The 26384-nt window shown below is 61.9% G+C and carries 26 protein-coding genes and 1 other RNA gene; 10 read left to right on the forward strand and 17 right to left on the reverse strand.

Going from position 1 to position 26384, the window contains the following annotated elements:
- Positions 1–45: 45 nt before the first annotated feature.
- On the reverse strand, positions 46–477 hold the full coding sequence (locus ACRECS_RS15825; protein ID WP_431583912.1) for a chemotaxis protein CheW: 432 nt from the start codon (positions 475–477) through the stop codon (positions 46–48).
- A complete protein-coding gene (locus ACRECS_RS15830; protein WP_431583913.1) occupies positions 474–2795 on the reverse strand; it encodes a chemotaxis protein CheA in 2322 nt (773 codons plus the stop codon). The genes ACRECS_RS15825 and ACRECS_RS15830 overlap by 4 nt, the downstream gene beginning before the upstream one ends.
- 56 nt (positions 2796–2851) lie before the next feature.
- Between ACRECS_RS15830 and ACRECS_RS15835 the strand changes: the two genes are divergently transcribed.
- Positions 2852–3478, forward strand: a complete 627-nt coding sequence (locus ACRECS_RS15835; RefSeq protein ID WP_431583914.1) for an SGNH/GDSL hydrolase family protein — start codon at positions 2852–2854, stop codon at positions 3476–3478.
- Between the two features lie 36 nt (positions 3479–3514).
- Here ACRECS_RS15835 and ACRECS_RS15840 read toward each other — a convergent pair whose 3' ends face one another.
- The 5 genes from ACRECS_RS15840 to ACRECS_RS15860 all read right to left on the reverse strand — a co-directional run bounded on the left by ACRECS_RS15840 (position 3515) and on the right by ACRECS_RS15860 (position 11304).
- A complete protein-coding gene (locus ACRECS_RS15840; protein WP_431583915.1) occupies positions 3515–4159 on the reverse strand; it encodes a histidine phosphotransferase family protein in 645 nt (214 codons plus the stop codon).
- A 211-nt stretch (positions 4160–4370) separates the two neighbouring features.
- Positions 4371–5159, reverse strand: a complete 789-nt coding sequence (locus ACRECS_RS15845) for a hypothetical protein (RefSeq protein WP_431583916.1) — start codon at positions 5157–5159, stop codon at positions 4371–4373.
- A gap of 696 nt (positions 5160–5855) precedes the next feature.
- The gene (locus tag ACRECS_RS15850; RefSeq protein ID WP_431583917.1) at positions 5856–9938 is read right to left on the reverse strand and encodes an RHS repeat domain-containing protein; all 4083 of its coding nucleotides are present in this window, start codon (positions 9936–9938) and stop codon (positions 5856–5858) included.
- A gap of 56 nt (positions 9939–9994) precedes the next feature.
- Positions 9995–10228 carry a hypothetical protein gene (locus ACRECS_RS15855; RefSeq protein WP_431583918.1) on the reverse strand — a complete coding sequence of 78 codons (234 nt, stop codon included), beginning with the start codon at positions 10226–10228 and terminating at the stop codon, positions 9995–9997.
- 683 nt (positions 10229–10911) lie between these two features.
- Positions 10912–11304 carry a Mov34/MPN/PAD-1 family protein gene (locus ACRECS_RS15860; RefSeq protein ID WP_431583919.1) on the reverse strand — a complete coding sequence of 131 codons (393 nt, stop codon included), beginning with the start codon at positions 11302–11304 and terminating at the stop codon, positions 10912–10914.
- A 17-nt stretch (positions 11305–11321) separates the two neighbouring features.
- On the opposite strand from ACRECS_RS15860, the gene ACRECS_RS15865 reads away from it, so the two are divergent.
- The 3 genes from ACRECS_RS15865 (at position 11322) to mtgA (ending at position 14182) form a co-directional block, all read left to right on the forward strand.
- Positions 11322–12272: an RluA family pseudouridine synthase gene (locus tag ACRECS_RS15865; RefSeq protein ID WP_431583920.1), complete on the forward strand. Its 951-nt coding sequence runs from the start codon at positions 11322–11324 to the stop codon at positions 12270–12272.
- Between the two features lie 63 nt (positions 12273–12335).
- Positions 12336–13241, forward strand: a complete 906-nt coding sequence (rpoH, locus tag ACRECS_RS15870) for an RNA polymerase sigma factor RpoH (RefSeq protein ID WP_187763268.1) — start codon at positions 12336–12338, stop codon at positions 13239–13241.
- A gap of 116 nt (positions 13242–13357) precedes the next feature.
- Positions 13358–14182, forward strand: a complete 825-nt coding sequence (mtgA, locus tag ACRECS_RS15875) for a monofunctional biosynthetic peptidoglycan transglycosylase (protein ID WP_431583921.1) — start codon at positions 13358–13360, stop codon at positions 14180–14182.
- 58 nt (positions 14183–14240) lie between these two features.
- Here mtgA and ACRECS_RS15880 read toward each other — a convergent pair whose 3' ends face one another.
- Genes ACRECS_RS15880 through ACRECS_RS15890 form a run of 3 tightly spaced genes read right to left on the reverse strand, consistent with a single transcriptional unit; the run spans position 14241 to position 16509 of the window.
- Positions 14241–14489 (reverse strand): hypothetical protein, encoded by a 249-nt coding sequence (locus tag ACRECS_RS15880; protein WP_431583922.1) that lies wholly within the window; start codon positions 14487–14489, stop codon positions 14241–14243.
- A 56-nt stretch (positions 14490–14545) separates the two neighbouring features.
- A complete protein-coding gene (locus ACRECS_RS15885; RefSeq protein WP_431583923.1) occupies positions 14546–14869 on the reverse strand; it encodes a YbaB/EbfC family nucleoid-associated protein in 324 nt (107 codons plus the stop codon).
- Positions 14866–16509, reverse strand: coding sequence for a DNA polymerase III subunit gamma/tau (locus tag ACRECS_RS15890; protein ID WP_431583924.1), 1644 nt, complete (start codon positions 16507–16509; stop codon positions 14866–14868). Before ACRECS_RS15890 ends, ACRECS_RS15885 begins: the two co-directional genes overlap by 4 nt.
- On the opposite strand from ACRECS_RS15890, the gene ACRECS_RS15895 reads away from it, so the two are divergent.
- Positions 16466–17053 carry an NIPSNAP family protein gene (locus ACRECS_RS15895; RefSeq protein WP_431583925.1) on the forward strand — a complete coding sequence of 196 codons (588 nt, stop codon included), beginning with the start codon at positions 16466–16468 and terminating at the stop codon, positions 17051–17053. The genes ACRECS_RS15890 and ACRECS_RS15895 overlap by 44 nt on opposite strands.
- A gap of 3 nt (positions 17054–17056) precedes the next feature.
- On the opposite strand, the gene ffs is transcribed toward ACRECS_RS15895, so the two are convergent.
- The 5 genes from ffs to ACRECS_RS15920 all read right to left on the reverse strand — a co-directional run bounded on the left by ffs (position 17057) and on the right by ACRECS_RS15920 (position 19997).
- Positions 17057–17154, reverse strand: an RNA gene (gene ffs / locus ACRECS_RS15900) — signal recognition particle sRNA small type.
- 41 nt (positions 17155–17195) lie between these two features.
- Positions 17196–17456: a hypothetical protein gene (locus tag ACRECS_RS15905; RefSeq protein ID WP_431583926.1), complete on the reverse strand. Its 261-nt coding sequence runs from the start codon at positions 17454–17456 to the stop codon at positions 17196–17198.
- Positions 17457–17500: 44 nt separating this feature from the next.
- Positions 17501–17833: a 2Fe-2S iron-sulfur cluster-binding protein gene (locus ACRECS_RS15910; protein ID WP_431583927.1), complete on the reverse strand. Its 333-nt coding sequence runs from the start codon at positions 17831–17833 to the stop codon at positions 17501–17503.
- Positions 17830–18924: a cysteine desulfurase family protein gene (locus ACRECS_RS15915; RefSeq protein ID WP_431583928.1), complete on the reverse strand. Its 1095-nt coding sequence runs from the start codon at positions 18922–18924 to the stop codon at positions 17830–17832. Before ACRECS_RS15915 ends, ACRECS_RS15910 begins: the two co-directional genes overlap by 4 nt.
- Positions 18921–19997, reverse strand: a complete 1077-nt coding sequence (locus ACRECS_RS15920) for a cysteine desulfurase family protein (RefSeq protein WP_431583929.1) — start codon at positions 19995–19997, stop codon at positions 18921–18923. Before ACRECS_RS15920 ends, ACRECS_RS15915 begins: the two co-directional genes overlap by 4 nt.
- Positions 19998–20110: 113 nt before the next feature.
- Between ACRECS_RS15920 and ACRECS_RS15925 the strand changes: the two genes are divergently transcribed.
- Together ACRECS_RS15925 and ACRECS_RS15930 are read left to right on the forward strand one after the other, a co-directional pair.
- Positions 20111–20767, forward strand: a complete 657-nt coding sequence (locus ACRECS_RS15925; RefSeq protein WP_034158616.1) for an alpha/beta hydrolase — start codon at positions 20111–20113, stop codon at positions 20765–20767.
- 375 nt (positions 20768–21142) lie between these two features.
- Positions 21143–22078 carry an ADP-ribosylglycohydrolase family protein gene (locus ACRECS_RS15930; protein ID WP_431583947.1) on the forward strand — a complete coding sequence of 312 codons (936 nt, stop codon included), beginning with the start codon at positions 21143–21145 and terminating at the stop codon, positions 22076–22078.
- Here the strand turns inward: ACRECS_RS15930 and ACRECS_RS15935 are convergent.
- Positions 22032–22211 carry a hypothetical protein gene (locus ACRECS_RS15935; protein ID WP_431583930.1) on the reverse strand — a complete coding sequence of 60 codons (180 nt, stop codon included), beginning with the start codon at positions 22209–22211 and terminating at the stop codon, positions 22032–22034. The genes ACRECS_RS15930 and ACRECS_RS15935 overlap by 47 nt on opposite strands.
- Before the next feature lie 126 nt (positions 22212–22337).
- Between ACRECS_RS15935 and ACRECS_RS15940 the strand changes: the two genes are divergently transcribed.
- From ACRECS_RS15940 to ACRECS_RS15950, 3 genes are all read left to right on the forward strand, one after another.
- Positions 22338–23693: a cytochrome P450 gene (locus ACRECS_RS15940; RefSeq protein WP_431583931.1), complete on the forward strand. Its 1356-nt coding sequence runs from the start codon at positions 22338–22340 to the stop codon at positions 23691–23693.
- A gap of 171 nt (positions 23694–23864) precedes the next feature.
- Positions 23865–24404: a DUF4189 domain-containing protein gene (locus tag ACRECS_RS15945; RefSeq protein ID WP_431583932.1), complete on the forward strand. Its 540-nt coding sequence runs from the start codon at positions 23865–23867 to the stop codon at positions 24402–24404.
- Between the two features lie 162 nt (positions 24405–24566).
- On the forward strand, positions 24567–25076 hold the full coding sequence (locus tag ACRECS_RS15950; RefSeq protein WP_431583933.1) for a hypothetical protein: 510 nt from the start codon (positions 24567–24569) through the stop codon (positions 25074–25076).
- Positions 25077–25363: 287 nt separating this feature from the next.
- Here the strand turns inward: ACRECS_RS15950 and ACRECS_RS15955 are convergent, their stop codons facing one another.
- A complete protein-coding gene (locus tag ACRECS_RS15955; RefSeq protein ID WP_431583934.1) occupies positions 25364–26332 on the reverse strand; it encodes a threonine ammonia-lyase in 969 nt (322 codons plus the stop codon).
- Positions 26333–26384: the final 52 nt, after the last annotated feature.

A 26384-nucleotide genomic window follows, 5' to 3' on the forward strand; every position in this document is an offset into this window, starting at 1 on the left:
AACCCGTAAGCGTCGCGTTAATTTGTAAGAATCGGCAACTGGCACTCACGCCGCCAGCGCGTTCAGCCCGGGGATCAGCGCGCGCAGGTCGATCGCGAGGATCGCCTCCCCATCGCGCTCGACAATGCCGCATCCGGTCGCACGCCACCCGCCATCGAGGACGATGCCCGACGACAAGGGCGCAAGATCGAACGGCGCGACATCCTCCAGCGAATCGACCAGCACGGCATAATGATGACCGTCTGCTAATGTGATGATCGCGCGCGTGGCCGGCACCGCGGCGGGCGCCACGCCCAGTGCGGCGCGGGTATCGATTACCGTCACGACGCGGCTGCGCAGCGCGGCCAGGCCGAGGACCTGCGTCGTGGCGCGCGGCACGGGAATCACGTCGCCGATATCGACAACCGATTCGACTTGCCCGGATTCGATCGCCACCGCGCGGCCGGCGATATGCGCAATCAGGAATAATTGAGTCATCGGCCGCGCCCTCCTGCTCTTTCAGCCAGCGCGGCGAGCAGCGCACCCCGGTCGTAGCGATAGATGCTGTCGTCATTCGCGCCGTTCGCGGAGCGATCCTGGCGCAGGCGCACCACCGGCGCTGTACCGATCTGCGCCGGCGCGCCGCTGTCCATGGTCAGGACCACCGCGGCGGCCTCGCCCGGCTTGAGCTTTGTCGCCACCTTGTATCCGGCCCCTTCCAGCGCCGGCTTCAGGAAGGTGGTCATCCACACCGTATCCGCACCATCGATCAGGCACAAAGGCGGGCTTTCCTGGTCATGCTCCTCGCCATGCGTCGCGAACAGCCAGTGCACGTCGAGCAGTTCGATCTGTTCGCCGTCAAGCGCCACCACGCCCGCCACCGGCCCAACGTCGCGCGCCGCCGCAATCGTGTCGGGCAAGATTACGATGTCGAGCGCATCGGCGATCGCATAACCGATCTCCATCGCGCCGTCGCGCAGCCGCAGTACCGACACGTCGAGACGGTTGCCGATGTCCCCTTGCGTCGCCAGCGGAATGATCCGGCCGTCGATCGAGAGCCGCAATCGGCCCGCCGCGAAGCGGATCGCATCGGCCGAAACCGGCTCGACGCGGTCGATCACTGACAAGGGTACCAGGCGGCGAACGCCGTCGAGATCGTCGAACAGCAGGGCCGATGGGCGCTCGGCCTCGATCACTTCGGGCTCATCGTCATCGGCCGAAATCTCGCGGTGGAAGGCCAGCCCGGCAGCAGAGGCGATGCCGGTGCAATCGAGCAACAGCATCGGCAGGCCGCTGTCGGGCAATGTCTGTCCGGCATAAAGCCCGGTTGCCATCACCGCCGGTGCGGCCGGCTTGATCACCAACTCCTCATGATCGAGCACCGAATCGACCGCCAGCGCATAGCTGCCGCCGACCACCCCGACGATCACCAGCATCGACGGCGGTGTGTGCGCCGCGGCCATGCCGAGCGTCCCGGTCAGGTCGACCAGCGGCATGCGCCGCTCGCGCACCGTTGCCGCCGGCGTATCGCCAAGCATGTCGATGCGGATCGCATCGCCGCCGACACGCACGATTTCCTCGATCGCCTGGCGCGAAATCGCGAACCGCTGATCGCCGACGCCGACGCCAATGGTCGAGATGATCGACAGGGTCAGCGGCACATGGATGGCGATGCGCAGGCCCCGGCCCGGGCTGTTGTCGAGATCGATGCGGCCGCCAATCTGTTCGATATTAGCGCGCACCACATCCATGCCGACGCCGCGGCCGGAGATCGACGTCGCTTCGTCCTTGGTCGACAGCCCGGCTTCGAACACCAGATCGAGCTTGGCCTTGTCGCTCAGCGCGCGCAGCTCGCGTTCCGAACGGCCGGTCCCGGCGATCTTGGCGATCAGCCGGTCGGTATCGATGCCCTGGCCGTCATCGCTGATCTCGATGATGATCTGATTGCCCGACTGCCGCGCCGCGACCGTCAGCCGGCCGCTCTCGCGCTTGCCCAGCGCGCGCCGCTGCACCGGCGTCTCGATGCCGTGATCGATCGAATTGCGCACCATATGGACGAGCGGATCGCGCATCATCTCGATCATTTCGCGGTCGAGCTCGACGTCCGCGCCCTCGACATGGAGCGTTACTGACTTGCCCAGTTCCGCCGCGGTATCGCGCACCATCCGCGGCAGCGCGGAAAACAGCGCGTCGATCTTCTGCATGCGCGTCCGGGTCACAGTGTCGCGCATTTCCGCGACGGTCAGCGACAGGCGTTCGAGCGCCGCCTCGACCGCCGGGTCGGCGCCGTCATCGCGCAAGCGGCGCGCCAGTTCGTTGCGCGCCAGCACCATGTCGGACATGCCCGACATCATCCGGTCGAGCAGGTCGACATTAAGGCGCACACTGCGCGATGGCGCACGCTGCGCCACCGGGATCGACGCCTGGACCACCGATGCCGCCCCCTGGTCTCCCTGGTCAAGCGCCGCGATCAGCAAATCCTCGCCGGTATCGTCAAGCGCCGCGCCGGCATCGATTGCCTCGACGATCTCACCGATCCGGTCGACGATCGCGAGCACCGCATTGACCAGCGCGGTATCGGGTTCGCGCGCGCCCGACCGCACCGCCGCCAGCACATCCTCAGCGGCGTGGCTGAGCCGGGCAAGCCGCGGCAGATCGAGAAAGCCGCAGCTTCCCTTCACCGTATGGACGAAGCGAAAAATCGCATCGAGCCGGTTACGGTCTGAAGGGTCGCTTTCCCACGCAATGATCTCACCGGAAAGCGCTTCCAGCGTCTCTCGCGTCTCGGCGATAAATTCTTGAAGCAGATCGTCCATGTGTCCCCGCGCGGCTGCGGCCGGACCATGGTATAAAAGCAGTTAAAGAGGCGTTATTGTCCGGGCCGATGACCAACACGGCAAAAATTCTCATGGTGCTGCTGGCCATCTCCGTCGCCGCCCTGGCCGGCTTCATGCTGGGCCGTCACGGCCGGGGCGACGTTTATGAACAACGCCGGCTGGGGGTGATGCAGACAATCGCCCGTCAGGCCGGGCCGGGCCAGATGCTGCTGGTCGGCGACAGCATCGTCGAAATGCAGGCGCTGCCACCGCTGTGCGGCCTCACGGCGATCAATGCCGGGATCAGCGGCGCGCGATCCACCGATCTGGTCGATTTCGCTGAGTCCGCGATCGCCCTGACCAGGCCATCGAAAATCGTGTTCGCGGTCGGCGTCAATGATTTGCGCCACGGAACCGGCCTTGACGCCTGGACCGCCCGGACGACCGAACTGATCGGGTTATGGCCCGGCAAGCCGATCATTGTCGGTATCACGCCGCTCAAGGACAGGGACCGCACGACGGCGGAGCGGATGAATGACGTCCTGCGTCACCTCGCAAAAGCACGCGGCGGGGTATTCGTTACCGGACTGACATCGCAGGAGACGTTCGACGGCGTGCATCCCTCGCCTGCCGGTGCGAAGGCCTGGCAAGCGCGGATCGACGGAGCGTGCGGCGGCGTCTGACGCCGCTTGGCAAGCTCAAATCACCCCGACAGCGCCCTAGCCAACCTTGAACGATGCCCCGAACAACAGCACCGGATCCGCTGGATCCGACACCTGCACCTTGCCGCCGCCCTCGGCGACCAGCGCATGGACGAGATAGGCGGCCGCCGCACGCGGGGTGATGATCGCATCCCCGGTCGCGCCGGTCAGGGCGTTGCGCAATTCCTGGTCGAGCACGATGCGCGGCCCATCGGCGCGCACGACGATCTCGACCTGCCCGGCGACGCTTTCCGCCCCGACATCAAGCTGCCCGCCGCGGATCAGCGCGTCGCCCGCGATCAGCGCCAGGTTGAGCAGCGCCTTGATCGCCGGCTTGGGCAAGGTCGCGTCCTCGACCAGCCAGCCGAGCTTGACGCGGTGATTGTCGCTGAACAGCCCTTCGATCGCCGCCCGCGCCTCACGCGAATCCACCGTTTCGCCGAATCCGCCGGCAGCGCCAAAGGCAAGCCGGAAGAATTTCAGCTTGTTGGCCGAGGCACGCGCGCTTTCGTTGAGCAATTCCAGGCAGCGCTGGCGCATCTCCGGGTCATGCTCGTCGGCGAGCAGCTCAAGCCCGTTGTTGAGCGCGCCGACCGGGCTGAGCAGATCGTGGCATAGTCGCGAGCAGAGCAGGCTGGCGAAATCGACCGGACTGATGGTCATGTATAAATCCGCTTTCGGGAATAATGGCTTGATCGCCCTTCTGGCGACGCGAGCCCTTGTGCGCAACCCATGGCGCCCGTTCATCGCTGCGGCCTGCCGACGGGTGAGATCGGCCGGACGCGACTTTCATGCATGCAGCCGGCCCGTGCGGACGCCCACTAGCCATCCCTGATGCTCAACACGGCACGAATGGCGACCTGGCGACGGCAGGTCAGGCGGCCGGAATGGCGCGTTCCGATTCAGGTTCGGGCCGGGGCTGAACCGGTACGGCATCGGAAATGCCCTTTGTCACCACGAACTTCGCCTTCACCGCACCCGCAACGACCGAAAACTCCGCGCCTTTGACACCGCCCTGGCCGCGGCCCTGTGGATCGACCGGAAAGCTGAACTCATCGCGTTGCGGGACATAGCCATGCTGAATCCATTCATAGCGGATGCGCATGCGCCCCTGCTCGACCCCGAGATAGACCAGCCGCCGCATTTCGGCATTTTTCAAATCAGGCGCCGGTCCTTCCACCAAGGTCAGCCCGGGATCCTTCTCCTTCACCGGACGGCTCCAGATCGTCGGCATGCCATAGTGAACGGAAAGATCGACAAACCATTCCTTGTTGCCGCCGCTGTCGATGCGCAGACCGACCGTGTCGCCGGGATGGATCAGATTGCCGAGCAAGCCATGATACGCGCGAAAGCCGCCATTTTGCGGGACATAATAGGACCATTGCTGATCCTGCGATTTCCCCTTGTAGACGAGCAAGGTCTCGTCGATCGCAAAGCCGAACGGCAACCCCATACCGCCGGCCATGCTGCTCTTGAAAGGACGGGAAAGCCGATAGGCCGGCTGGGCCTCCACGATCGTCTCGACGTAGAATTCCTGGCCCGGCGTCACTTCCACCACCGCGCCGATGGACGGCGTCGCGATGACGAACTGCTTGAACGGCGCCGATGGCGCGGGCGTCGCGCCGATCAAGAAAAGGGTCAGGCCCGCCGCAATGATCCGCATCTTCCCCGCCCCCGATCGATCCGCCTGTCCTCTTTTTGTTCTCGCATAAAAATAGCGTAAGACAAGCGAAAAAACGACACCCGCATCCTCGCGGAAAATGGTATTCGGGATTGGCTAGGCGTTCCCGGATGTTGCCCGACGCCGGCGCGGCAATCGACGCGCAGCATATAGAGCGGAATTCGTCGTCGAGCTGCGGCCCGGCATTTGCGTCCCGACGATATCCTGCGGATGCTGTGGTATGATCAGGCGATCGAGAACGCAGCAAGCCTGGCCAGCATCACGCCCGGCTCATCCACCATAACAGAGACATATATCATGCCCCCATCTCCTTAGACTCTGGAGCCGGACCCCCTGTATTTTTTGGAAATGAAACCAAAAAGATCTTTTTATGAACGAACGCACCAAGTAAATATCGAAATAATTAATTTATTAAAAGTATCAACGACGCATAAATCGCACATCCCCATACTGACATTTATCGAGTTTACATTCTCTGTAACTCCAGAAATTCTTCTATCTTTTAATAGATAATTTATATAGCATATTTCCAATAATACTAAATACCAAAAATATAAACACAAATGCAATAACAATGATTGAATAATTAAATAAAACAATAAATAACGCAGAAATCATAGAAATTATGAAAGAAAATATCGCCAGTATTTTATATCCAATGTGGGACACATCACATCCTTAGTTACAGTATTTCAATGTACTCCACCAACCATATAGCGCAATGCCACTGCCCACCCATCTGGTCACAGTGCCTGCACTCAAAGCAAATGGCGATATCGGCGTCGGCACGATACCAACCACTGCAAGGCCCGCGCCAGTAAAAGCTATCGCTCCCCCCGCTGCAGTGATTCCTTTCGAATTCAAGCAAGCTTTCTGCTTAGCTGTAAGTGGTATTATTTTTGGGTCTTGAGGCTTAGCCTGAGTATCCTTTGACATAATTACCTGACCAGGCCCAACCCAGGCAATGGTGGATAAATTATTCATTGCAGAAAATCCACTGCGTACAAATACATAATTCGCCAAACTTACCACCACATCACCGCCAACAATTGGCGATCCACCGTTATAGCAGTTATCGCAAACCCAGCTTCCTCCATATGTAGTAAGAGTAGTTCCACCACTATTACAGCTTGACCGAGAAATCTTCGATCCAGTGCAATACACCGTTCCTTCCGGGTCAACGGAATTAATCGGATCGCTACCAACGTAATTATACCAGTTGACGCCGTCATCATAACCGATCGGATCGGCCTGCATGAACCTACCAAGGGTGGCGGAATAGAGCCGCGCCTTGTAATAATAGAGGCCGATCTCCGACAACCATGCTTGGCCAGTATACTGAAACCGACCGATATTGCTTGATCCCGGAATACCATATTCATCATAAGTGTTCGCGCCGATCAACGCACCCGTGCCATCAGTCACCGCGATCACGCTGCCGCGCTCATCGGCATGCAGCCAGCGCCGATCGCTCAAGCCCGACCCTTCATACCACGCGATCGGCTCGTCGGTGCCAGGACCATAGACATAGCGCCGCAGCAATGTGCCGACTTGATCATACTCGGCAGCAATATTGCCACCATCATAGAGGAACCGGGTCGAGGTGCTCGCGCTATAGCCCGAGAGACGGCCAAGCCCGTCATAATATGCGCTGAACCCGCTTGCTCCATTCAACAGGTTTTCCGAGGTGTAAGCATAAGCCGTCGAACCCGAGCTGGTCAGATTGCCGCGTGCGTCATATCCCAACACCTCCGAGCCCGATGTCTTTAACTGATTGAGGCCGTTGACCGTATAGGTCCGATCAGCATTGACCGCCCCGCGCCACGCATAAACATCGTTCGAACGCGTCGTGCCGGCAATCTGGCTGGCCGAATTATAGCCGAATCCCAGCGTCAGATCATTAGCCGTCCCAGAAAGATTCTGCGTGAGTGACGACAATCGCGAGATTGGATCGAGCGCGTAGCTCGTGGTCGTCCCGTTACCCCGCGTAAGACTCGTGCGCAGCCCCAGGTCGTCATAAGCATAAGTCGCCAGCACCCCGGCGCCGGAGGTCGCGCCATTCTGCCGGATCGCCGTCACATTGCCGGTCACGTCATAATCATAATTGACATAATCGGCGCCACCCCAGTTCGATACGGTCCGCCTGCCCGCCAGATCATAGTCATAGGTCATCGTTCCGTAAGGTTGCCCTTCGGATCGCAGCCGGCCCAGCGCGTCATAGGTCAGGCTGAGTTGCACGCTCCCCTTCTGTATCTGGGTCGCCCGGCCGAGGAGATCATAAGTGTAGCTGACATCGACCTCGGATGCCGGCAGATCCTTCAGCGTCACCCGGCTCAGCGCGTCATAGCTGAACGCAATCGAAGTCCCGTCCCTCAGCCTCCGGCTCGTCACATTGCTGGCCGCATCATAGCCAAGCTGCTCATAGTCCGTGGACGAGCTGACGCCGGCGCCTGCCGTCGTCACTGGATAGCGCGTCTTCAGCAGGCGATCGAATCCATCATATTCGTAAGTTGTTTTATTTCCTTCGGCATCAGTCAGCGTCGCAGCTCGATCATTATCGGTATAGCTGACAGTCGCGTCATCCCCCTGATCGCCCGTGGCATAAGCGCGTTGCGTTTTCGTCACTCGGCCGGCAGCATCATAACTGGTCTTGGTGATCCGATCGGCGCCTCCGCTCCCCGCGACACCTGGTACGCAAGCCGAACTCAGCGACGTCGCCCAAGTCGCGCTATTCATGCGTTGGGCAGTGCAGTCCGGCCGACCAAGAGCATCATAGCCATATTCCGTCACACCATAAATGGCGCCGCCCGCCGTCAGAACGTCTTTCACCTTGCGACCATTGGCATAGCTGCTGGTGATTTGTTGAGCCGAGACGAACCCCGCCCAATCCGGGTCGGTCACGCCATTTACCGTGCCGCTCTCGCCGATTGTTACCTGACCATCCGCATTATAGGTCATCTTTGTCGCGCGCCGCTTGCGTGCGCCAGTTCCGTCAGGATCCGGAAAGATTGTACCGATCAGCGCGCGCCTAGCATCGTAACGATAGTAGACGGTATCCGCATTACCCGGGAGCGGGTTATCGACACTGGTAATATTACCTATATTGTCATAGCCTGCGACGACCGTCGCAACCAGCGAGGCGTCGCCTGCACCATTGCCTCTAGCTACTGGAAGAATGTTGCTTGGCGCACTAGACGAACCCTGTTGATAAGCGATAAATGTCTTTGCCTCATCCGCACCACCACTGCATGATGCAGTGGTCCGGCAGGTAGAGACAGACGTCAATGATGCAATAGGGTTTGTCGCCTGAATAATTGCGCCAGCGCTATTCTTATACCAGGCATAAATACCTGTATAACCATATCGCGTCTCTGGTCGGACGCCGCCGGTGGTTGCGGCCGGAAGTGTTACGGCAGCAACGAATCCGGTCCCGGCATCATAGCCATAATTGGTAATGGCGCCGCGTTCGTCGGTTGTCGTAATCGGCTGATTGCATGTTTTGACATTCGAGCAAGTCGCATCGAAAGTCGCGGCGGTCGCGATATCAGGTATAGCAGAGCCCGGCTTGGCGATTTTTAACGCTTGAACGACATTGCCACGCGCATCATAGCTGTATTGAATTTTATTTCCTTCTGGCGCGACAGCCTGTTTAAGCCTTCCTTTCGTATCATAACTATAGCTGGTGATATGACCCAACTCATCTGTCACCGAAGTCGGAAGACCAACTGTTACATCAGAGACAACAGTGCGCGTCGATGAGTCAGGATTAGTGACGACTGCAGTCATCGTGCTACCCGACGAAGAGAAGACGTAGCCCCATGTCAATCCGTCGGCCACGATGGATGAAACATTTCCCGCTCCATCGTAGGCAACCGTTATGTTATCAATCGAGCTTTCAGACCTACGAATACTCGAAACTCTCCCTGAATTTGTTGAGTACTGCGTCGTTTTACCAAGAGAATCGGTCGTACTGCTCGTTCCAAAAACAAGTGTAGGCCACGCACCCGACAATGTGCAGCTATCTGCCACGGGGTCGCAATACTCACTTCCCATGTTGATCAGATAGACTTTTGACGGAACCAAATTTCTATCTGCAGCATATTCTACCTTGAGCGCATAACCGTTGGACGACGTAAGCGTCTTGAGCCTCAGCATACTTCGCAGTGGACCCAAAACGGTAAGAAACTGGCGGTAATAAAAGGAAAGGACCTCGCCATCCGGCTTGGTGATCGTGGTGGCCACCGCGAGGGTTCCGGTGGTGAAATAGCGAAACGTGCTAGCGCTATGGTCGAACGGACTGTCCGACAGAGCGATCACTGTGCCATCTCCCAGTGTAAGCGTGTAGGAACCAGATCCTCCGGTCAGTGTCTCGGGGCCGCCATCGCTGTTCGTATATACTCCTCCCGCGACGTCAAAACCGATCGATCGCATGCCGACAGAAGCTACAACCGAAGTTGATCCTGCAACTTTGTAGAGCGCGTAGCGTGTCGAGTCCGTCCAGGAGCTCCCCTGCACAAATTGTCGCGCGAAGGACAGGCCACGCTGATTTGTTCCAATGGTGATCGCAAGGTCCGAAACATTTAATGCCCCCGTCGCGAGGTTCACATTGTTTCGATCCACAACCTGTCTGGCGGGAAGCGTCGGAACGTCGGTCTGTGCCAGAGCCGGAACTGCCATCCCTGACCCCAGAATTGTTGAAAGTGCGAGAACCGCCCGGCGCATACGCAACCGCCGACGCTTGACATTAGCCGAGTTCATCATGTGAGATTTCCCTGTTCGAAAGATATGACGCTACTGCTTGCCGTCCGCGAGCACGCTTACGGCACGCCAGTCACCTTGACGTTCTTGCGGTTGTCGGCCCTGTCGAGAGTGTAATTGGTCACCACGCCATTATTGACCGTGCCCGAGCGCTCGACCTTCACCAACCGTCCCTTGGCATCATAGGTATAGTTGATCGCCTCCGACGCACCGGCCATGCCACTGAGCGCAGTTAGTCCCGCTGCGATCGCGGCTCCTGTTGCCACCAGAACAATCGTGGATTTGCGAACCATATTTCGTTTCCCGTTAGCTGACGCGCATCGCTCCGAACAAATAAAGAACATTTGAAATCCAACAATGCAAGCAAAGGCCATTTTGCCATCGCATTTTCGCGCACGAAGCCCTGATAATGCGCGTTTATCACTGTCCGACTGCTGAAGCTTCGCGTCCGCGACTCGGTAGCCCCAAGTGAGAGTACATGCCTCTCCACGCCGGGCCACAAGATGAAAATCCCGGAAAGCACGACAATCGCGGTCATATCGGATGTATCGCGAACTGAGACAACCGACCCGGTCCTCAGTTCATGTCTGCATCAGAACAGTGCCCCAATAACTGCACCGCCAGTCGCCGCCGCCGCGCTCCCCGTCGCGACCACATGTATGGCTCGATTCAAATCGCAATCCGGCTTCGTCATCCTTGCTCTTCGCCAGATACTTTGCATCGAACAGACCGAGTCAGCAGATCATGACCCCCACCCCGGCCATTTCCCGATTTTCCCGCAGCGCATGCGAAAAACTCCCGTATCGCTCCATCAAAATTCCCGCAGAAATTCCCGCAGAGTCCCGCAGCACCCCCAAAAAAGCATTTTCCCGCAGAACTCCCGTCACTGCGGGAATTTGGCGCGACGACGGGCCCATTTAATCCCGCCCGAAATTGCCCGCGTCCCGTCCGCCGGCCCGATACACCATCGCCCGAATCAAAATTGTTCGAGCGCGACCGGCTCGAATGCGCCGACCGCGACGCTCCGCCACAACCGCGCCTCGTCCCCGGTCAGGATGAGCCAATAGGCGCCATCGCCCATCGCCGCCTCGGCATCGCGCACCGAGGGGATCGGCGTGCCCGACGGGTGCGAGTGATAATGCCCGATCATCCGCGGCCCGCCGGTGCGTGCGGCGCGATGCGCGGCGAACAGGGCGGCGGGATCGATCTCGAACCGGCGCGCCGGGTCGGGTGCGACATTGGCAGCCGCCTCGGCGCCCTCGATCCTTTCGCACGAGCCGAACAGCAGCCCGCAAATCTCCGCCTCCGGCGAGGCGCGCGCCTCGTTTAGCAGTCTATGCAGGAGAGTGCTTGAAATCGCGATTCCCATGCCCACATCGCTAGAACATGAGTTCGGGGGTTTCCATCATCGAAGCGCGCATCTCGACCGAGGCCGATGGCTGGCGGATCGATCGCGCGCTTGCCGAAGCGGTGCCGACCCTGTCGCGCGAGCGGCTGAAGGCGCTGTTGTCCTCCGGCGCGGTAAGTGATTCCAGCGGCGCACTAATCCGCGACCCAGCGCGCAAGGCGGTCGGCGGCACAGTGTTCACTGTGGCGGTTCCCGATGCGACGCCGTCGCATAACGAAGCGCAGCAGATCGCGCTCAACATCGTTTACGAGGACGAATATCTGATCGTGATCGACAAGCAGGCCGGGCTGGTCGTCCATCCCGCGGCGGGCAACCCGGACGGGACGCTGGTCAACGCGCTGCTGCATTACTGCGCGGGCAATCTCTCTGGTATCGGCGGGGTCGCACGGCCGGGAATCGTCCACCGCATCGACAAGGATACGTCGGGGCTGATGGTCGCGGCCAAGACCGACCGGGCGCATGAAGGGCTGGCCCGGCAGTTTCACGATCACTCGATCGACCGCCGCTACAAGGCGATCGTCTCAGGGCGCCCGACCCGGCTCGAGGGCACGATCGATGCGCCGCTCGCGCGCTCGCCGAGCAACCGCAAGAAGGTCGCGATCGTGCCCGGCGGCAAGCGCGCGGTGACGCATTACACGACGCTGAAGATGCTCAAGGATGCCGCGCTGGTCGAGTGCCGGCTCGAGACCGGTCGGACCCATCAGGTGCGCGTGCACATGGCGTCGCTCGGTCACCCCTTGATTGGCGACCCGGTTTATGGTAGAACAAAACAAGCTCATCGAGCAATTCTGGAAACCCTGAATTTCCATCGGCAGGCGTTGCATGCCGCCCGATTGGGGTTCATTCACCCAGTGAAAAGTAACGCTTTGGCGTTCGATAGCGAAATGCCTGCGGATATGCAGGAACTGTACGATACACTCTGCGTCTAATTCGGTTCAGCGTCCGTGCAGCCTTTTCAAGGTAACGGACCGATAATTAAGGGAGATCAGATCATGGCAAACCGCAGCAACGTGCCAGCAACGGTCCCCGCCCTTGGCGGCGAGGCGAGCCTCAACCGCTATCTGTCGGAAATCAAGAAATTCCCCATCCTCGCGCCCGAGCAGGAATATATGCTCGCCAAGCGCTTTGAGGAGCATGGCGACACTGACGCGGCGGCACAGCTCGTCACGTCGCATCTCCGCCTCGTCGCGAAGATCGCGATGGGCTATCGCGGCTATGGCCTGCCCGTGTCCGAGCTGATCTCGGAGGGCAATATCGGCCTGATGCAGGGTGTGAAGAAATTCGAGCCCGACCGGGGCTTCCGTCTCGCCACCTATGCGATGTGGTGGATCCGCGCCTCGATCCAGGAATATATCCTGCGTTCGTGGAGCCTGGTGAAGATGGGCACCACCGCCGCGCAGAAGAAATTGTTCTTCAACCTGCGCCGCATGAAATCGAAGCTCGACGCGTTCGAGGATGGCGATCTCACGCCGGAACATCTCTCCAAGATCGCGACCGACCTGGGCGTGACCGAGGAAGAGGTCACCAGCATGAACCGCCGCATGTCGATGGGCGGCGATACCTCGCTCAACGTGCCGATGCGCGAGGATGGCGAGGGCCAGTGGCAGGATTGGCTGCAGGACGATGCGCCCTTGCAGGACACCGTCGTGGCGGAAGCGCAGGAAGCCGATGTGCGGCATGAAATGCTCACCTCCGCGATGGGCGACCTCAACGAGCGCGAGAAGCATATCCTGACCGAACGCCGGCTGACCGACGACCCCAAGACGCTCGAGGAATTGAGCCAGGTCTATAATGTCAGCCGCGAACGCGTCCGCCAGATCGAGGTGCGCGCGTTCGAGAAGCTGCAAAAGGCCATGATGCGCCTTGCCGGCGACAAGCGGATGCTGGCGGCCGCCTGACCGATCTCCCCTCCCGGCCCGTGCGTGAATCCTGGGCGGGAGGGGGTTGATCCGGGGCCGGGTGCGGCACGAAGCCCCTTCCCCCACGGCCTGTGATCCGGCATTCCGCTAGCGTAATGACTGATCCGACACGCCCCGATTTTCCGGACACCGATCCCGCACCGTCATCCGGCACGCCGATCCGCATCACGCGCGCCGCGACGACCTTGCCAGCCGAAGAGAGTGACCCCATCCCCGCCCGCCGGTCCGCCAAACGTCATTCGCTGTTCCGGCGCATTGTCACGATCGCCGTCAAGGCCGTCCTGTGCTTCGTGCTGGTCTCGGTCCTGTGGGTGCTCCTCTATCGCTTCGTCGCGCCGCCGATCACCTTCACCATGGTCGGCGACATGATCGGCGGGCACAGCGTGACCAAGGGCTGGATGCCGCTGGCGAAGATCGACCCGAACATGGCGCGCGCCGCGATCGCCGGCGAGGATGCCCGGTTCTGCACCCATCGCGGCTTCGACATCGCTGCGATCGAGCAGGCCTATAAGCGCAACGCCAAGGGCGGTCGAATCCGCGGCGGATCGACAATCAGCCAGCAGACCGCGAAGAATGTCTTCCTGATCCAGGGTGGCGGCTATCCGCGCAAGGCGCTGGAGGCCTATTTCACCGTGCTTATCGAAAATCTCTGGGGGAAAAGGCGGATCATGGAGGTCTATCTCAATGTCGCCGAAACCGGGATCGGCACCTACGGCGTCAACGCCGGGTCGCTGCGTTATTTCGGCCATGACGCATCGGACCTGAGCCCGGCCGAAGCGGGCCGGATCGCCGCCGTCCTGCCCTTGCCCAAGAAACGCGCCGCAATCGCCCCGCGCGGCTTCACCAAGCGCCACGGCAATTCGATCACCCGCTGGGTCGGCGTGGTGCGCAACGACGGGCTGGATGCCTGCTTGCGCTAACCGGACGAGTTTGCGGCATCGACAGCCGCCATCCGGAACCTCCGCCGTTTGCAACCACCTATTCCGCCGGCTTGTCTGCCGCCTTCTGTGCTGCGTCACCAACCTTCTGGGCACCCTCGCCGACGTCCTTCGCAGCCGACTGGATCGCATCGGTCCTGATGCCGTCATTCTTGCCCTGGTTGAACAAATAGAAGGCGCCGATCGCGACCGCGATCAGCAAGATAACGGCGATCAGAATGCCGCCGCCGCCACCGCGGCGCTCGATGATCGTGGTGTGCGGGGTTTCGGTTACACGGTCTTCAGTCATCACATCTCTCCCTGAACCAGGAAGAGAACGGCGCGCCGCATGTGATTGTTCCGGGATCAGAAGGGCAACTTGAACCCCGGCGGCAACGACATGCCGCTGGTCAGCTTGGACATTTCACCGCTCGATGCGGTGTCTGCCTTGCCGCGCGCATCGTTGAACGCCGCGACGATCAGATCCTCGAGCATCTGCTTCTCGCTCGGCACGAGCAGCGAATCGTCAATCGCGATGCCGATGATCCGCCCCTTGGCGGAGGCGCGAACCTTGACCAGCCCGCCGCCCGACGCCCCCTCGACCTCGATCGTGTCGAGATTGGCCTGCGCCTTTTCCAGTTCGGCCTGGACGTTCTGCGCCATGGCCATGATGTCTTCGATGCTCTTCATGCTTCGTTACTCCGTATCTCTGTTGTCCAGCTGTCCAGCTCCGCGTCGGGAAATGCCTCGAACGCTGCCTTCACCACCGGGGTCTCCAATATTGCCGCGCGCTCCGCGGCCGCGGCCGCCAGCTTCACTTCGTTGAGCGTCGGTTCGCCCGGCACGTCTTCGGCAGAAACGCGCCATTGCTTGCCGGTGATCCGCTTCAGCTCCAGCGTCAGTTCGCGCACGAAATCCGCCGGCATCGGCCGCGCCGAACTGAGCACGAGCTCACCCGGAGCGTAACGCACCAGGCTCGCGCTATGGCTGAGCCGCGCCGCCAGCGCCGCCTCGCCCTGATCGTCGAGCATTCCGACAAGGCCGACGAAATTCTCGGGCAAGGACGATCCGCTCGCCCCGCTCGAAACGGGTGTCGGCGCTGCCGGCGCCGCAGCGGCAGCCGGCACGGGGCCGCCCGCGGCCAATTGCCGCGCCAGCTCGCCCGGATCGGGCAGCGTCGATGCATGGACAACGCGCAACAGCGCCATCTCGCATGCCTCGATCGGCAGGGCTGCACGTGCCACCTCATCATGGCCCTTGAGGAGCAGCTGCCACAGCCGGTGCAGCGCAGCGAATGACAAGCCGCCCGCCCATTCCTCCTGGGCCTCACGCTCCTCGACCGCTTGTCCCGCATCGGGCGCGGTGCCGAGCTTGACCAGGGTCGTCGCATGCACCGTCTCGAGCAACGCGCGCATCACCGCCTGTGGATCGACGCCGAGGTCATATTGCCGCCTGAGCGCCGCGAGCGCACCAAGCCCGTCGCCTGTCAGCAGCACGCCGAGCAAGGCGCGCACCGCGCCGCGATCGGACAGGCCGAGCATCTCGCGCACCGCGGCAGCCTTCACGCCGCCGCCCTCGATCCCGGCATGTGCGATCGCCTGGTCGAGGATCGACAGGCCGTCGCGCGCCGACCCTTCCGCCGCGCGCGCGATCAGCGCCAGCGCCTCGGGCTCGGCCTGGACGCCCTCTGCTTCGGCAACGGCAGCGAAATGCGCACCCAGCATCTCCGCCGAAATCCGCCGCAAATCGAAACGTTGGCAGCGCGAGAGCACCGTCACCGGGACCTTGTTGACCTCTGTCGTCGCGAACAGGAACTTCACATGCGCCGGCGGCTCCTCCAGCGTCTTCAACAGCGCGTTGAACGCATTCTTCGACAGCATGTGCACTTCGTCGATGATGTAGATCTTGTAGCGTGCCGACACCGCCGCATAGCGCGAGGCGTCAATGATCTCGCGCACATCGTCGACACCGGTGTGGCTTGCGGCGTCCATCTCGATCACATCGATATGGCGCCCTTCGGCGATCGCCCGGCACGGCTCGCACACCCCGCACGGATCGATCGTCGGGCCGCCCTCACCGTCCGGCCCGATGCAGTTGAGCGCCTTGGCGATCAGCCGCGCGGTCGAGGTCTTGCCGACGCCCCGCACCCCCGTAAGCAGAAAGGCATGCGCCAGCCGTCCGCGCTTGATGGCATTGCCAAGCGTGGTGACCATCGCATCCTGGCCGATCAGCTCGGCAAAGGTCTGCGGGCGATATTTGCGGGCGAGAACGCGATAAACCTCAGCCTTGGCAGGCTGGGGCGGTTCGTCGAGATCGAAGGAGTCGGACATTGGGATCTATCTAGGGGCGCGATCGCGCGATGTCGAAGGGTTCGGTCGAAGAACGAGGCTCATTCTCACTCTCTTGACCCGATCCAGCGCGATCGACGACATTGCCGACGAGAAAGAGGAGCGCGATATGGTCCAGTGGCTCGCAGCTTGGTTCGTGGCATCCGCCGTGATCGCCTCCCCGATATCCGGCGCTTCGGCGAAAGATGTTGCAAAGCCGCTCTACCAGATGCGCATCTACCAGTTGAATCCGGCCAGCAAGGCCATTTTCCACAAGCGATTCGCCGAGCATGCGATGCGTATCATGCGCCGATATGATTTCGACATCGTCGCAACCTGGGAAGCCGATCATGAAGGCAAACCCGAATTCGTTTATCTGCTACGCTGGGCCGATGAAGCGACGATGACCGCGCGCTGGGCAGCGTTCATGGCCGACGCGGAATGGGCCAAGATCAAGCGTGACACTGTATCGCCCGATGCGCCGATCATGGGCGGCATCGAGGCCCGCACCATGCGCCTGACCGACTATTCGCCGCCGTTCGAATGAGGTTGAGGTGGGAGCCGGAACGACCCGCGGCGAAATCGTTGCGGCTGCTTCCTTCCGGACCTGACCGGGTTGGCGACGACCACGTCCGCCCGACTCCCGTGCTGCAGATAGGAGAGTCGGGCGGCGTGATCAATAGCCGGGATCAGCGACGGTAACGGACCGTGCGGCAACGGTTGATTTTGCGGCCATGATACCAGGTGCGCTTGCACACCTTGCGCGTGCCCCAGCCGTGGCGACCGCGATCATTGCCCCAATGGCGGCGGGTGGTCGTGCGCTCACGGACGACAACGCGCTCATGCGACTGCACGCCGGCGACGGGTGCCACGGGGGCTGCAACGGCAGCGGTCGGGGCAACCGCGGCGGCGCTGAGCAGTCCGGCGGCGATCATGACGAAGAATTTCATGGGCTTCTCTCCTAGGTACCGTTGTCGGCACGGGATCGAAACGGTCAGCGTCCCTGCATGTTCCGTGCTTCGCCGGGAATCCGGACCGTCAAACCGTCCAGCGCCTCCTCCAGCCAGATCTGACAGGCGAGCCGGCTGGTGCGTGTCGCGCCTGCGGCGAGATCGAGCATGTCTTCCTCGTCCTCGCTCGCCTTGGGCAGCCGGGCGAAGTCCTCCGCCGTGACGATGACATGGCAGGTCGAACAGGCCATCTGGCCTTCGCAGGTACCCTCAAGCGGCTGGCCATAAGCCTGGGCGAGATCGAGCAGACGGTCGCCGGGCGAGCCGCGCGTTTCCATGACCGATCCGTCGATGGCGATGAACCGGACAAGCGTCATGCCGCAACCCGTTGTGCGTCGGCGGCGCCATTGATGCGGTCGATCGCCTCGGTCAGCTCGGCTTCGGTCGTATATCGCCCAAACCCGATCCGGATGCTCGAGCGCGCCTGTGTCTCGCTGAGCCCGATTGCGCGCAGCACATGGCTGGAGCGGCCCGATCCGCTGGCACAAGCGGAGCCGGCGGAAAAAGCGATGTCGCGCAGGCACGATATCAGGCGCGCGACATCAAGGCCGTCGCGGCCGACATTAAGATTGCCATGATAGCGCTGATCGACCGTCCCATTGATCGTCCAGCCCGGCCCAAACGCCGCCACCGCCCCGGCCCATAAGCGCTCGACATGAGCCGTGTCATTGGATTGGCGCTCGACCGCAAGCCGCGCCGCGGCGCCAAAACCGGCACACAGCGCAGGCGACAAGGTGCCCGATCGTCCGAGCACTTCCTGCCCGCCGCCGTGGAGCAGCGGCGCGAGCGTGACGCCGTCCCGCACCCACAATGCGCCGATGCCCTTGGGTCCATGGATCTTGTGTGCCGAGACCGCGACCATGTCGCAGCCGGCCGGGATCAGCAGCCGTCCAAAACCCTGCACCGCATCGCACAGCATCAGCGCGCCCGCGGCATGAGCCAGCTCGGCGAGCTCGGCGATCGGCTGCACCACGCCGATCTCGTTATTGACCAGCATGGCGGCGACCAGTGCCGTTCCCGGCACGATCGCCGCACGAGCCGCGTCGAGATCGACCAGTCCATCCGCGCCGACCGGCAGGACGACCACCTCGCGGCCCGATCGAGCCAGCGCTTCGACTGTGTCGAGCGTTGCCGCATGTTCGGTCGCAAGCGTGACGATCCGGCCGGAACCGACGCCCTTGATCGCCCAGTTGATCGCCTCGGTCGCGCCGCTGGTGAAGGCGAGTTTTCCGCCGGCAGGCAAAAGCGCGGCAAGGCTGTCCCGCGCCACTTCGACCGCTGCCTTTGCCGCCCTGCCCGGCACATGCGCCGAATGCGGATTGGCGTGCTGGTTCTCCAGCCAGGGCAGCATCGCCGCCAACGCCTCGGGCGCGAGCGGCGTGGTTGCCTGATAATCGAGATAGATCATGCCGCGAACGCCCGCGCGGAACGCGACACACCGCGCCATTCGGCGATGAAACGGTTGATATCCGCCCCGTTTGTATCGCGGCCGAAACTCACCCGCACCACTTCGCGCGATGCCTCGACGCTCCAGCCCATCGCACCGAGCACATGGCTTGGCTTCATGCTGCCGGATGAACAGGCGCTTCCCGCCGATACCGCGATGCCCGCCATGTCGAAGCGGATCAGCTGCGTCGCCGCCGCAAGGCCGGGCAAGCGATACGACCCGATCGCGGGATGCCGCGACGCACCGTCCGCGACCACCATGCCACCCGACCGCGCAATGGCATCGTCGAGCTTCGCGCGCAGCACCGCCATCGTCTCGATATCTTCCGGTACACCCAGCGCCGCCGCGAAACCGAGCGCGGCCGGCAGATTCTCCGTCCCGGGCCGATAGCCCCGCTCCTGCCCGCCGGTCGGCAGCAAGGTCGCCAGATCGCGCACCAGCAGCGCGCCGATCCCCGGCGGCCCACCGCGCTTGTGCGCGGAGGTCGCCACGAAATCGGCATGCTCAGCCACGGCGGGATCGACACCAGCCGGCATCTGCGCCGCATCGACCAGCAACAGGCCGCCGGCAGCATGTACCGTCTCGGCCAGTACCGCGATCGGCTGACGCACGCCGGTTTCGCTGTTCGCCCATTGGATCGCAACGACCGGGCGGCCCGGGGTCTCCAACGCGGCATCGAGCGATGCCGGATCGATCACACCCTGCGCATCGACGGCAATCACCGCCGCATCCGCCGCAGCGCGGATCGCCGCGTCATGTTCGACCGCGGAGATGACTCGCCGCTCGGCCACCGACCGCCCGAGACCGATCGCCAATGCCTCGCTCGCGCCGCTGGTCAGGATCAGCTCTCCGGTCCAGCCATAGGCGGCAGCGATGCGGCCGCGTGCCTCCTCCAGCGCCGCACGTGCCGCGCGTCCCTCGGCGTGCGGCGATGACGGGTTGGCCCAATGCCCCATGCCGGTTGCCATCGCAGCGATCGCGTCGGGCAGCATCGGCGTGGTCGCGGCGTGATCGAGATAGAGGCGGTCGGCCAAGCAGTTTGTTCCAATTGCGAAAAGACGCATCTTGCCTATATAGGCGCGCACATTCCAGCGCTCCACTCGCCATTCTTTTGGGTGGAGCGCGCACTCATTATCAGCAGGTCTCCATGCCAGAAGTCATTTTCCCCGGTCCCGATGGCCGTCTCGAAGGCCGTTTCGCTCCCGGGCCGCGCCCGCGCGCGCCCGTGGCGATGATTCTCCATCCGCACCCGTCATCGGGCGGCACGATGAACAACCGCATCGTGCAAGAGCTCTACAAGACCTTCCAGCGGCGCGGCTTCGCCACGCTGCGCTTCAATTTTCGCGGCGTCGGCAAGAGCCAGGGCACGTTCGACAACGGCATCGGCGAATTGTCCGACGCCGCGTCGGCGCTCGACTGGGTGCAGAGCTTCCACCCCGAGGCCTCGACCACCTGGATCGCCGGGTTCAGCTTCGGCGCATGGATCGGCATGCAGCTGCTGATGCGCCGCCCGGAGATTCGCGGCTTCATCTCGGTCGCGCCACCGGCCAACATGTACGACTTCACCTTCCTCGCCCCCTGCCCGGCCAGCGGCATCATCATCCAGGGCGAGAATGACGAAGTCTCCCCGCCGCTCGCGACCCAGAAGCTGGTCGACAAGCTGCGCACCCAGAAGCACATCACGATCCACCATGACACGATCCCCAAGGCGAACCACTTCTTCGAGCATGAAATGCCCGAACTGATGGGCAGCGTGGACAAGTATCTGGATATGCGGCTCGACCCCAACTCGCCGATCCGGTGAGCGGGGTTGGGGCCGACCCGTCCCGGACGGGGTCTGCTCGACAGTGCGAAGGTAGAGGATCGCGTTTCCACATTCGCCGTCATAGCGAAGGTCGAACGACGCTTGAATCGTTCCGCCAGACGACAGCCATTGAGCCGTCGGGGGAGATATGGGACACCGGTTGTGCCGTATCTCCCGATCGACGGAGCATCCGGAATTATAAAATATATCGATTTATATCAACTATATACGTAGCATATTTAAGAATTACTGCAAGTAACCGCACGTCTGGCGATTGAGAGGTTTTCCCTGTCACCGAAACTATCCGACGCGGCTGCGGATCGCGCCATCGGCGCGCTGCTCGGGCTTGCCGTCGGCGACGCGCTGGGCACGACGCTGGAGTTCAGCGCGCGCGATTCGCTGCCACCCTTGGTCGATATGGTCGGCGGCGGTCCGTTCGAGCTCGCACCGGGCCAATGGACCGATGACACGGCAATGGCGCTCGCGCTGGGCCATAGCCTGGTCGGGCGGAATGAGTTCGATCCGCGGAACTGCATGGCGCGGTTCGTCAACTGGTATCGCCGGGGCATGTATAGCTGCACGGGCACGTGTTTCGATATCGGCTTAACCACCCAAGCGGCGCTTCAAAGCTTCGAGAAGAACGGCGAGCCGTTCGCCGGATCGACCAGCCATGAGAGCGCCGGCAATGGCTCGCTCATGCGGCTGTCACCAGTCGCCATCTGGGGCGCGCAGCGCGATGAAGCCGCGATCCTGGAGGTTGCCCGTGCCCAAAGTCGCCTGACTCATGGTGCGGCCGAATGCCTCGCCGCATGCGAAAGCTTCGCTGTGCTCACAGCACGAGCGATCCGCGGCATAGCGACGCAGGAACTCTTTGCGCCGCCGCTTGTGACAACACCTCCGAGCCGACGCATGGACGATATTCTCGCCGGTAGTTGGCGCGGCAAGCCGCGTCACGCGATCAGTTCGAGCGGCTATGTCGTCGACAGCCTGGAAGCAGCACTCTGTTGCGTGCACGAAACCGCGTCATTCGAGGAAGCAGTTCTGCTCGCGGCGGATCTCGGGGACGATGCCGATACGGTTGCAGCGATCACCGGTCAGCTTGCCGGCGCGATCCATGGCGCAAGCGCGATACCTATGCAGTGGCGCGAAAGACTGGCTTGGCGCGAGGAAATCGAGATCTCGCCCTCAAACTCTATAAGGGCAATTCCGCAAATCCACCTTAGATCTTTAGGTTCTGCGGTAGATTTACCTCAGATATATCGGGTCACATCGTCCAGACCAGCACATTGCCAAGCAGCACCACCGCCATGATCAGCAACAGGATGGCGCGTTTGCGCTGCAGTCCCTTGATTAGCAGATAGCCGCCGCCGATCAGGCAAGCGAAGAAGCCGATCATGGCGATAGCGGGGGCGACCGCAGCGATTCCGGTGAGGGACTGGTTCATCCGCCTTTTCTACCCGTTCGCGCCGAACGAAGTCGAGCGGCCCCCGCTAGAAATCGTCCGGCCGAGCGTACCGCCAATGCGCAAAACACTACGCACTCACGCTCGACCTGTGCTATAAAGATACTTATGGCTAGCGTCTTACCTTTCATTCCGGTTCAGCCGCCGCGCTCGACCGACTGGCAACCGATCTGGCGCGAGCTGAGCGGGGAGCGGCTTCGCAACACCGTCTACGGGATTCCCCAGCCCGCCTTCGATCTTCCCATCCGCACGCGCAAGGCGCTGGGGATCACCATACACAGCCTGATGGACCCGGACGCGGTCGAGCGTGTGCTGCTCAGCAACAAGGCCAATTATCTGCGGCCGCGGCTGGCGCAGCGCCTGCTGTCCTCACTGGTCGGCAATGGGCTGCTCAGCGCGGAAGGGGATGACTGGCGCACCCAGCGGCGGATCGTCGCGCCGACCTTCGCGCCGGGGGCGGTCGCCGGCATGGCGCGAACCATGACGCAGTGTGCTGTCGACAATATCGCGTCGTGGCCGGCCGGTCCGGCACAAATCGACATGGCGGCAGAAGCGACGCACACCACCATGGCGATCATCGCCAACAGCCTGTTCGCCGGTGACCCGCGCCTGACCAACCCGCAGGCGAGCGATTATATCAGCCAGTTGCTCGTCGTCGCCGGCCAGGCGCGCCTGATGGCGGTGCTGGGCCTGCAGGACTGGGACCCGAGCCCCGGCATGCGGCGCGCGCGCCGGGCGCGCAACTGGCTGCGGCAGGCACTGACCGAAATGGTACGCGAGCGCGGCCCGGACGGCGGCGGCGACGATTTCTTCGGCGGATTGATCCGGTCGCTCGGGGAGCATTTCCCGCCCGAACAGGCCATTACGCTGGCGGTCGACAATGCGATCACCTTCTACCTCGCCGGACACGAGACCACAGCGAACGCGCTGGCATGGAGCATCTATTGCCTGGCGGCCCAGCCCGGCCTTCAGGAAGAGGCGCGGGTTGAGGCCATCGCCGCCATGTCCTATCCGGCCTCGGAGCGGATCGATCACCTCGAATTGCTGAAGCAGATCTTCGAAGAGACGATGCGGCTCTACCCGCCCGCACCCCGGTTCGCCCGGGAAGCGCTGGCGCCGGACGAACTGTCCGGCCGGGCAGTCGCCAAGGGGGAACTGGTGGCGATCTGGCCATGGGTGATCCATCGCCACCGCGCTCTGTGGGACGATCCCGATCGCTTCGATCACACCCGGTTTGCGCCCGAGAAGCGGGCCAAGCTGCACCGCTTCCAGTACATCCCGTTTGGCGGCGGGCCGCGGGTGTGCGTCGGCGCGCGCTTTGCGACCATGGAAGCGCTGCTGATCCTGGCGCAGTGGCTGTGCGAACGGCGCTTCACGCTGCCGCAGGGATTCGTGCCCGACCCGGTAGGCAGCGTGACGTTGCGGCCAAGAGGCGGGATGCCGCTGATGACCGAGCCGGTATGATATGAGGGCGTTGAAGATGATCTTCAGGCCCATTCTTGCTGAGCGCTTCAAGGTCTGATTCTTCGGTCGATATGGTTGACCAGTCACGGTGATCACCGCTTCCACAGCTTGTCAGGGAGCGGCTATATTTCTACGCCTTTCGAGTATCATTGAACTGTAGGCGTTACGAGAATGGCATCTTCGACATATGCTGCCGGCCTGATCCTTGCCGGTGCCCTTCTGTCCAGCCCTGCCCCGTTGCTCGCACAGTCAGCGCCGTCCTCGCCCAACGGCACCTGCGGCGCCGGAACCATTCCCGGGCCGGGCGGCGGGTGCATGTATATACCGCAAGGCGGTGGTCAGGCGCCGCAGATTCCCGCCTATCGCGACACTGCCTGGACCGACAATTATACGAGCTTTGCCTGGTTCACCAACAAGCAGGGCAAGGCCGATTACGTCTATTCGACCTATAATATCTATCCCAATATCGCCGATGACTTTGCGATGCAGCGGTGCAGACAGACTGGCGCCTCCGACTGCGAGATCGGCCCGAGATACACCAACGCCTATATCGCCGTCGCCCGTTCCGCCGAAGGCAAAGTCAACACCGGCTATGGCAACAAATCCAAAGAAGCAAAGGAGGCTGCGTTGGCCTTCTGCGCGACAAGGGGTAACAAGTGCAAAGTCGAAAAGCTCGTCAACGGCAGCGCCTGGAAATATTACACGAATTGAAATCGAAGATGGCTTGAAACCTTATCGGCAGTGCTGGCGCTTAAGGCATCGTGGACAAAGTGCACCCACTTCTACTGTAATTGGTAAGAATTATGATGACAAGTTATCGATGACTGGCAATATTCATTCTCAAACTGCGTCTATCTCCGGGCCCGATTGCCCATGATGGAGCGTTTTATGCCGCGCGCTAATATTGGCCATTCGATTGCGACTGGCATTGTTCTGATGCTTGGCGTCATATCGCCCAGCGCTTCGGCGGAACCGGCGGCTGCTTGCAAGGCAATTTCTGCGCATGGCAAGTCGGTTTCAAGCTCTCGCGATTTGATCTTCTTGCCGACAGAGATACAGACCGACCTGAAATCCCGATTGGGCAGTATTGCCAATCCCGACGAGGACTATCAGAAAAATGATGTTGTCGGCACTCCCGCATTGCCGCGTTGGCGGTTTGATGATGCGGTCTTGCTGAATGGAACCTGGCTTATCTTCATAGACGGAGGTGAACTTGGGTTAAATTCTTTTGATTACGTGATGCAGGCGGATACAGAAACAGGAGCAGAACAATTTTCATTTCTGTCTAGCCACCGCCTTATTGGATCGAAGTGTTCATTCATATCGTCCATCTTAGATGAGGTCGAAAAGCCCGCAGATTTGGTAGATCCAACCGCCAGATGAAGCTGACCTTTTTGGTGGTGACTTCGATCGACTAGACGACCTCGCCGTTCTTCTCGCTGCTGCTGAAGTGGGTTCATCGGTGGAGCGTGAGCCAGGCGTCGTGGTCAAAGCTTGACCTGAGACATTCGGGTTGATTCAAGGCTTCCTTTTGGAGGCAGCGTTGGGTGAGCGGATCGGGGTGTCGGACGAAGAGTGGGCGCATCCGACTGAACCATTACCGTCATCCCCGCTTTCGCGGGCATGACGGAGAAGGCTGTGATTATCTAACTCTGATGAGGCTTTGCGCCTCAGTCGCCCCGCGCCAGCACTGTGCCATAGGCCTCCATATCGACATTGCCGCCCGACAGAATCACCAGCGTCCCCTCTTCAAGCGCGACCTGCCCGGTCAGCACCGCCGCCAGTGCGACGGCGCCGCCCGGCTCGACCACCAGCTGCAATTTCTCTGCTGCCCAGCGCTGCGCCGCGCGAATCGCCGCCTCGCTGACCGCCACGCCATTCACGCCGCGTCGCGACAGCACGTCGAAGGTCAGCGGCGATACGCGAATCGTCTGCAACGCATCGCAGGCGGTTGGCGGCGGATTGTCGCCGACCGGCTCGATCCAGCCGGCCTCAAGCGAGCGGCGCATATCGTCCCAGCCCTCGGGCTCCGCGACGGTTATCGCCGCATCGGGCAGTCCGAGCGCGATCCCTGCCGAAAGGCCACCGCCGCCACATGGCACCACGACTCGGCGCGGCGCGCCCAGCCCAAAGGCCGCCATCTGCGCCGCCGCCTCAATCCCTGCGCTGCCCTGCCCTTCGATGATCCAGGGATCGTCGAAGCTCGGCACCAGCACCGCGCCGCGCGCATGAGCGAGATGCGCCGCGATCTTCTCGCGGCTCTCGGTCATGCGGTCATAATCCACCACTTCCGCGCCCAGCGCGAGCGTGCCGTCACGCTTCGATTTCGGCGCATCGGCGGGCATCACGATCATCGCCGGCATGCCCAATCGCTTCGCCGCCCAGGCAACGCCCTGCGCGTGATTGCCCGAGGAGAAAGCGACGACGCCTTTTTCGCGCAGTTCGGCGTCAATTGCGGTGAGCCGATGCCACGCGCCGCGCAATTTGAACGCACCGATCGGTTGTAGGCACTCGGCCTTGAAAGCCACTGGAAAGCCACGAATTTCCGCCACGAACAGCGGCGAAGGCGGCAGGATTGCGGCGATCTTTGCCGCGGCATCACGAACGCCGGCCCGGGTTGGTTGTCGCACTAGAGTCACATTTTACCTCGATGGTCACCTTCACGGGTCCAATAGCGCTTTACATCCGCGA

Origin of the sequence: Sphingomonas sp., assembly GCF_050725575.1 — a bacterium.
Taxonomy (GTDB): Bacteria; Pseudomonadota; Alphaproteobacteria; order Sphingomonadales; family Sphingomonadaceae; genus Sphingomonas.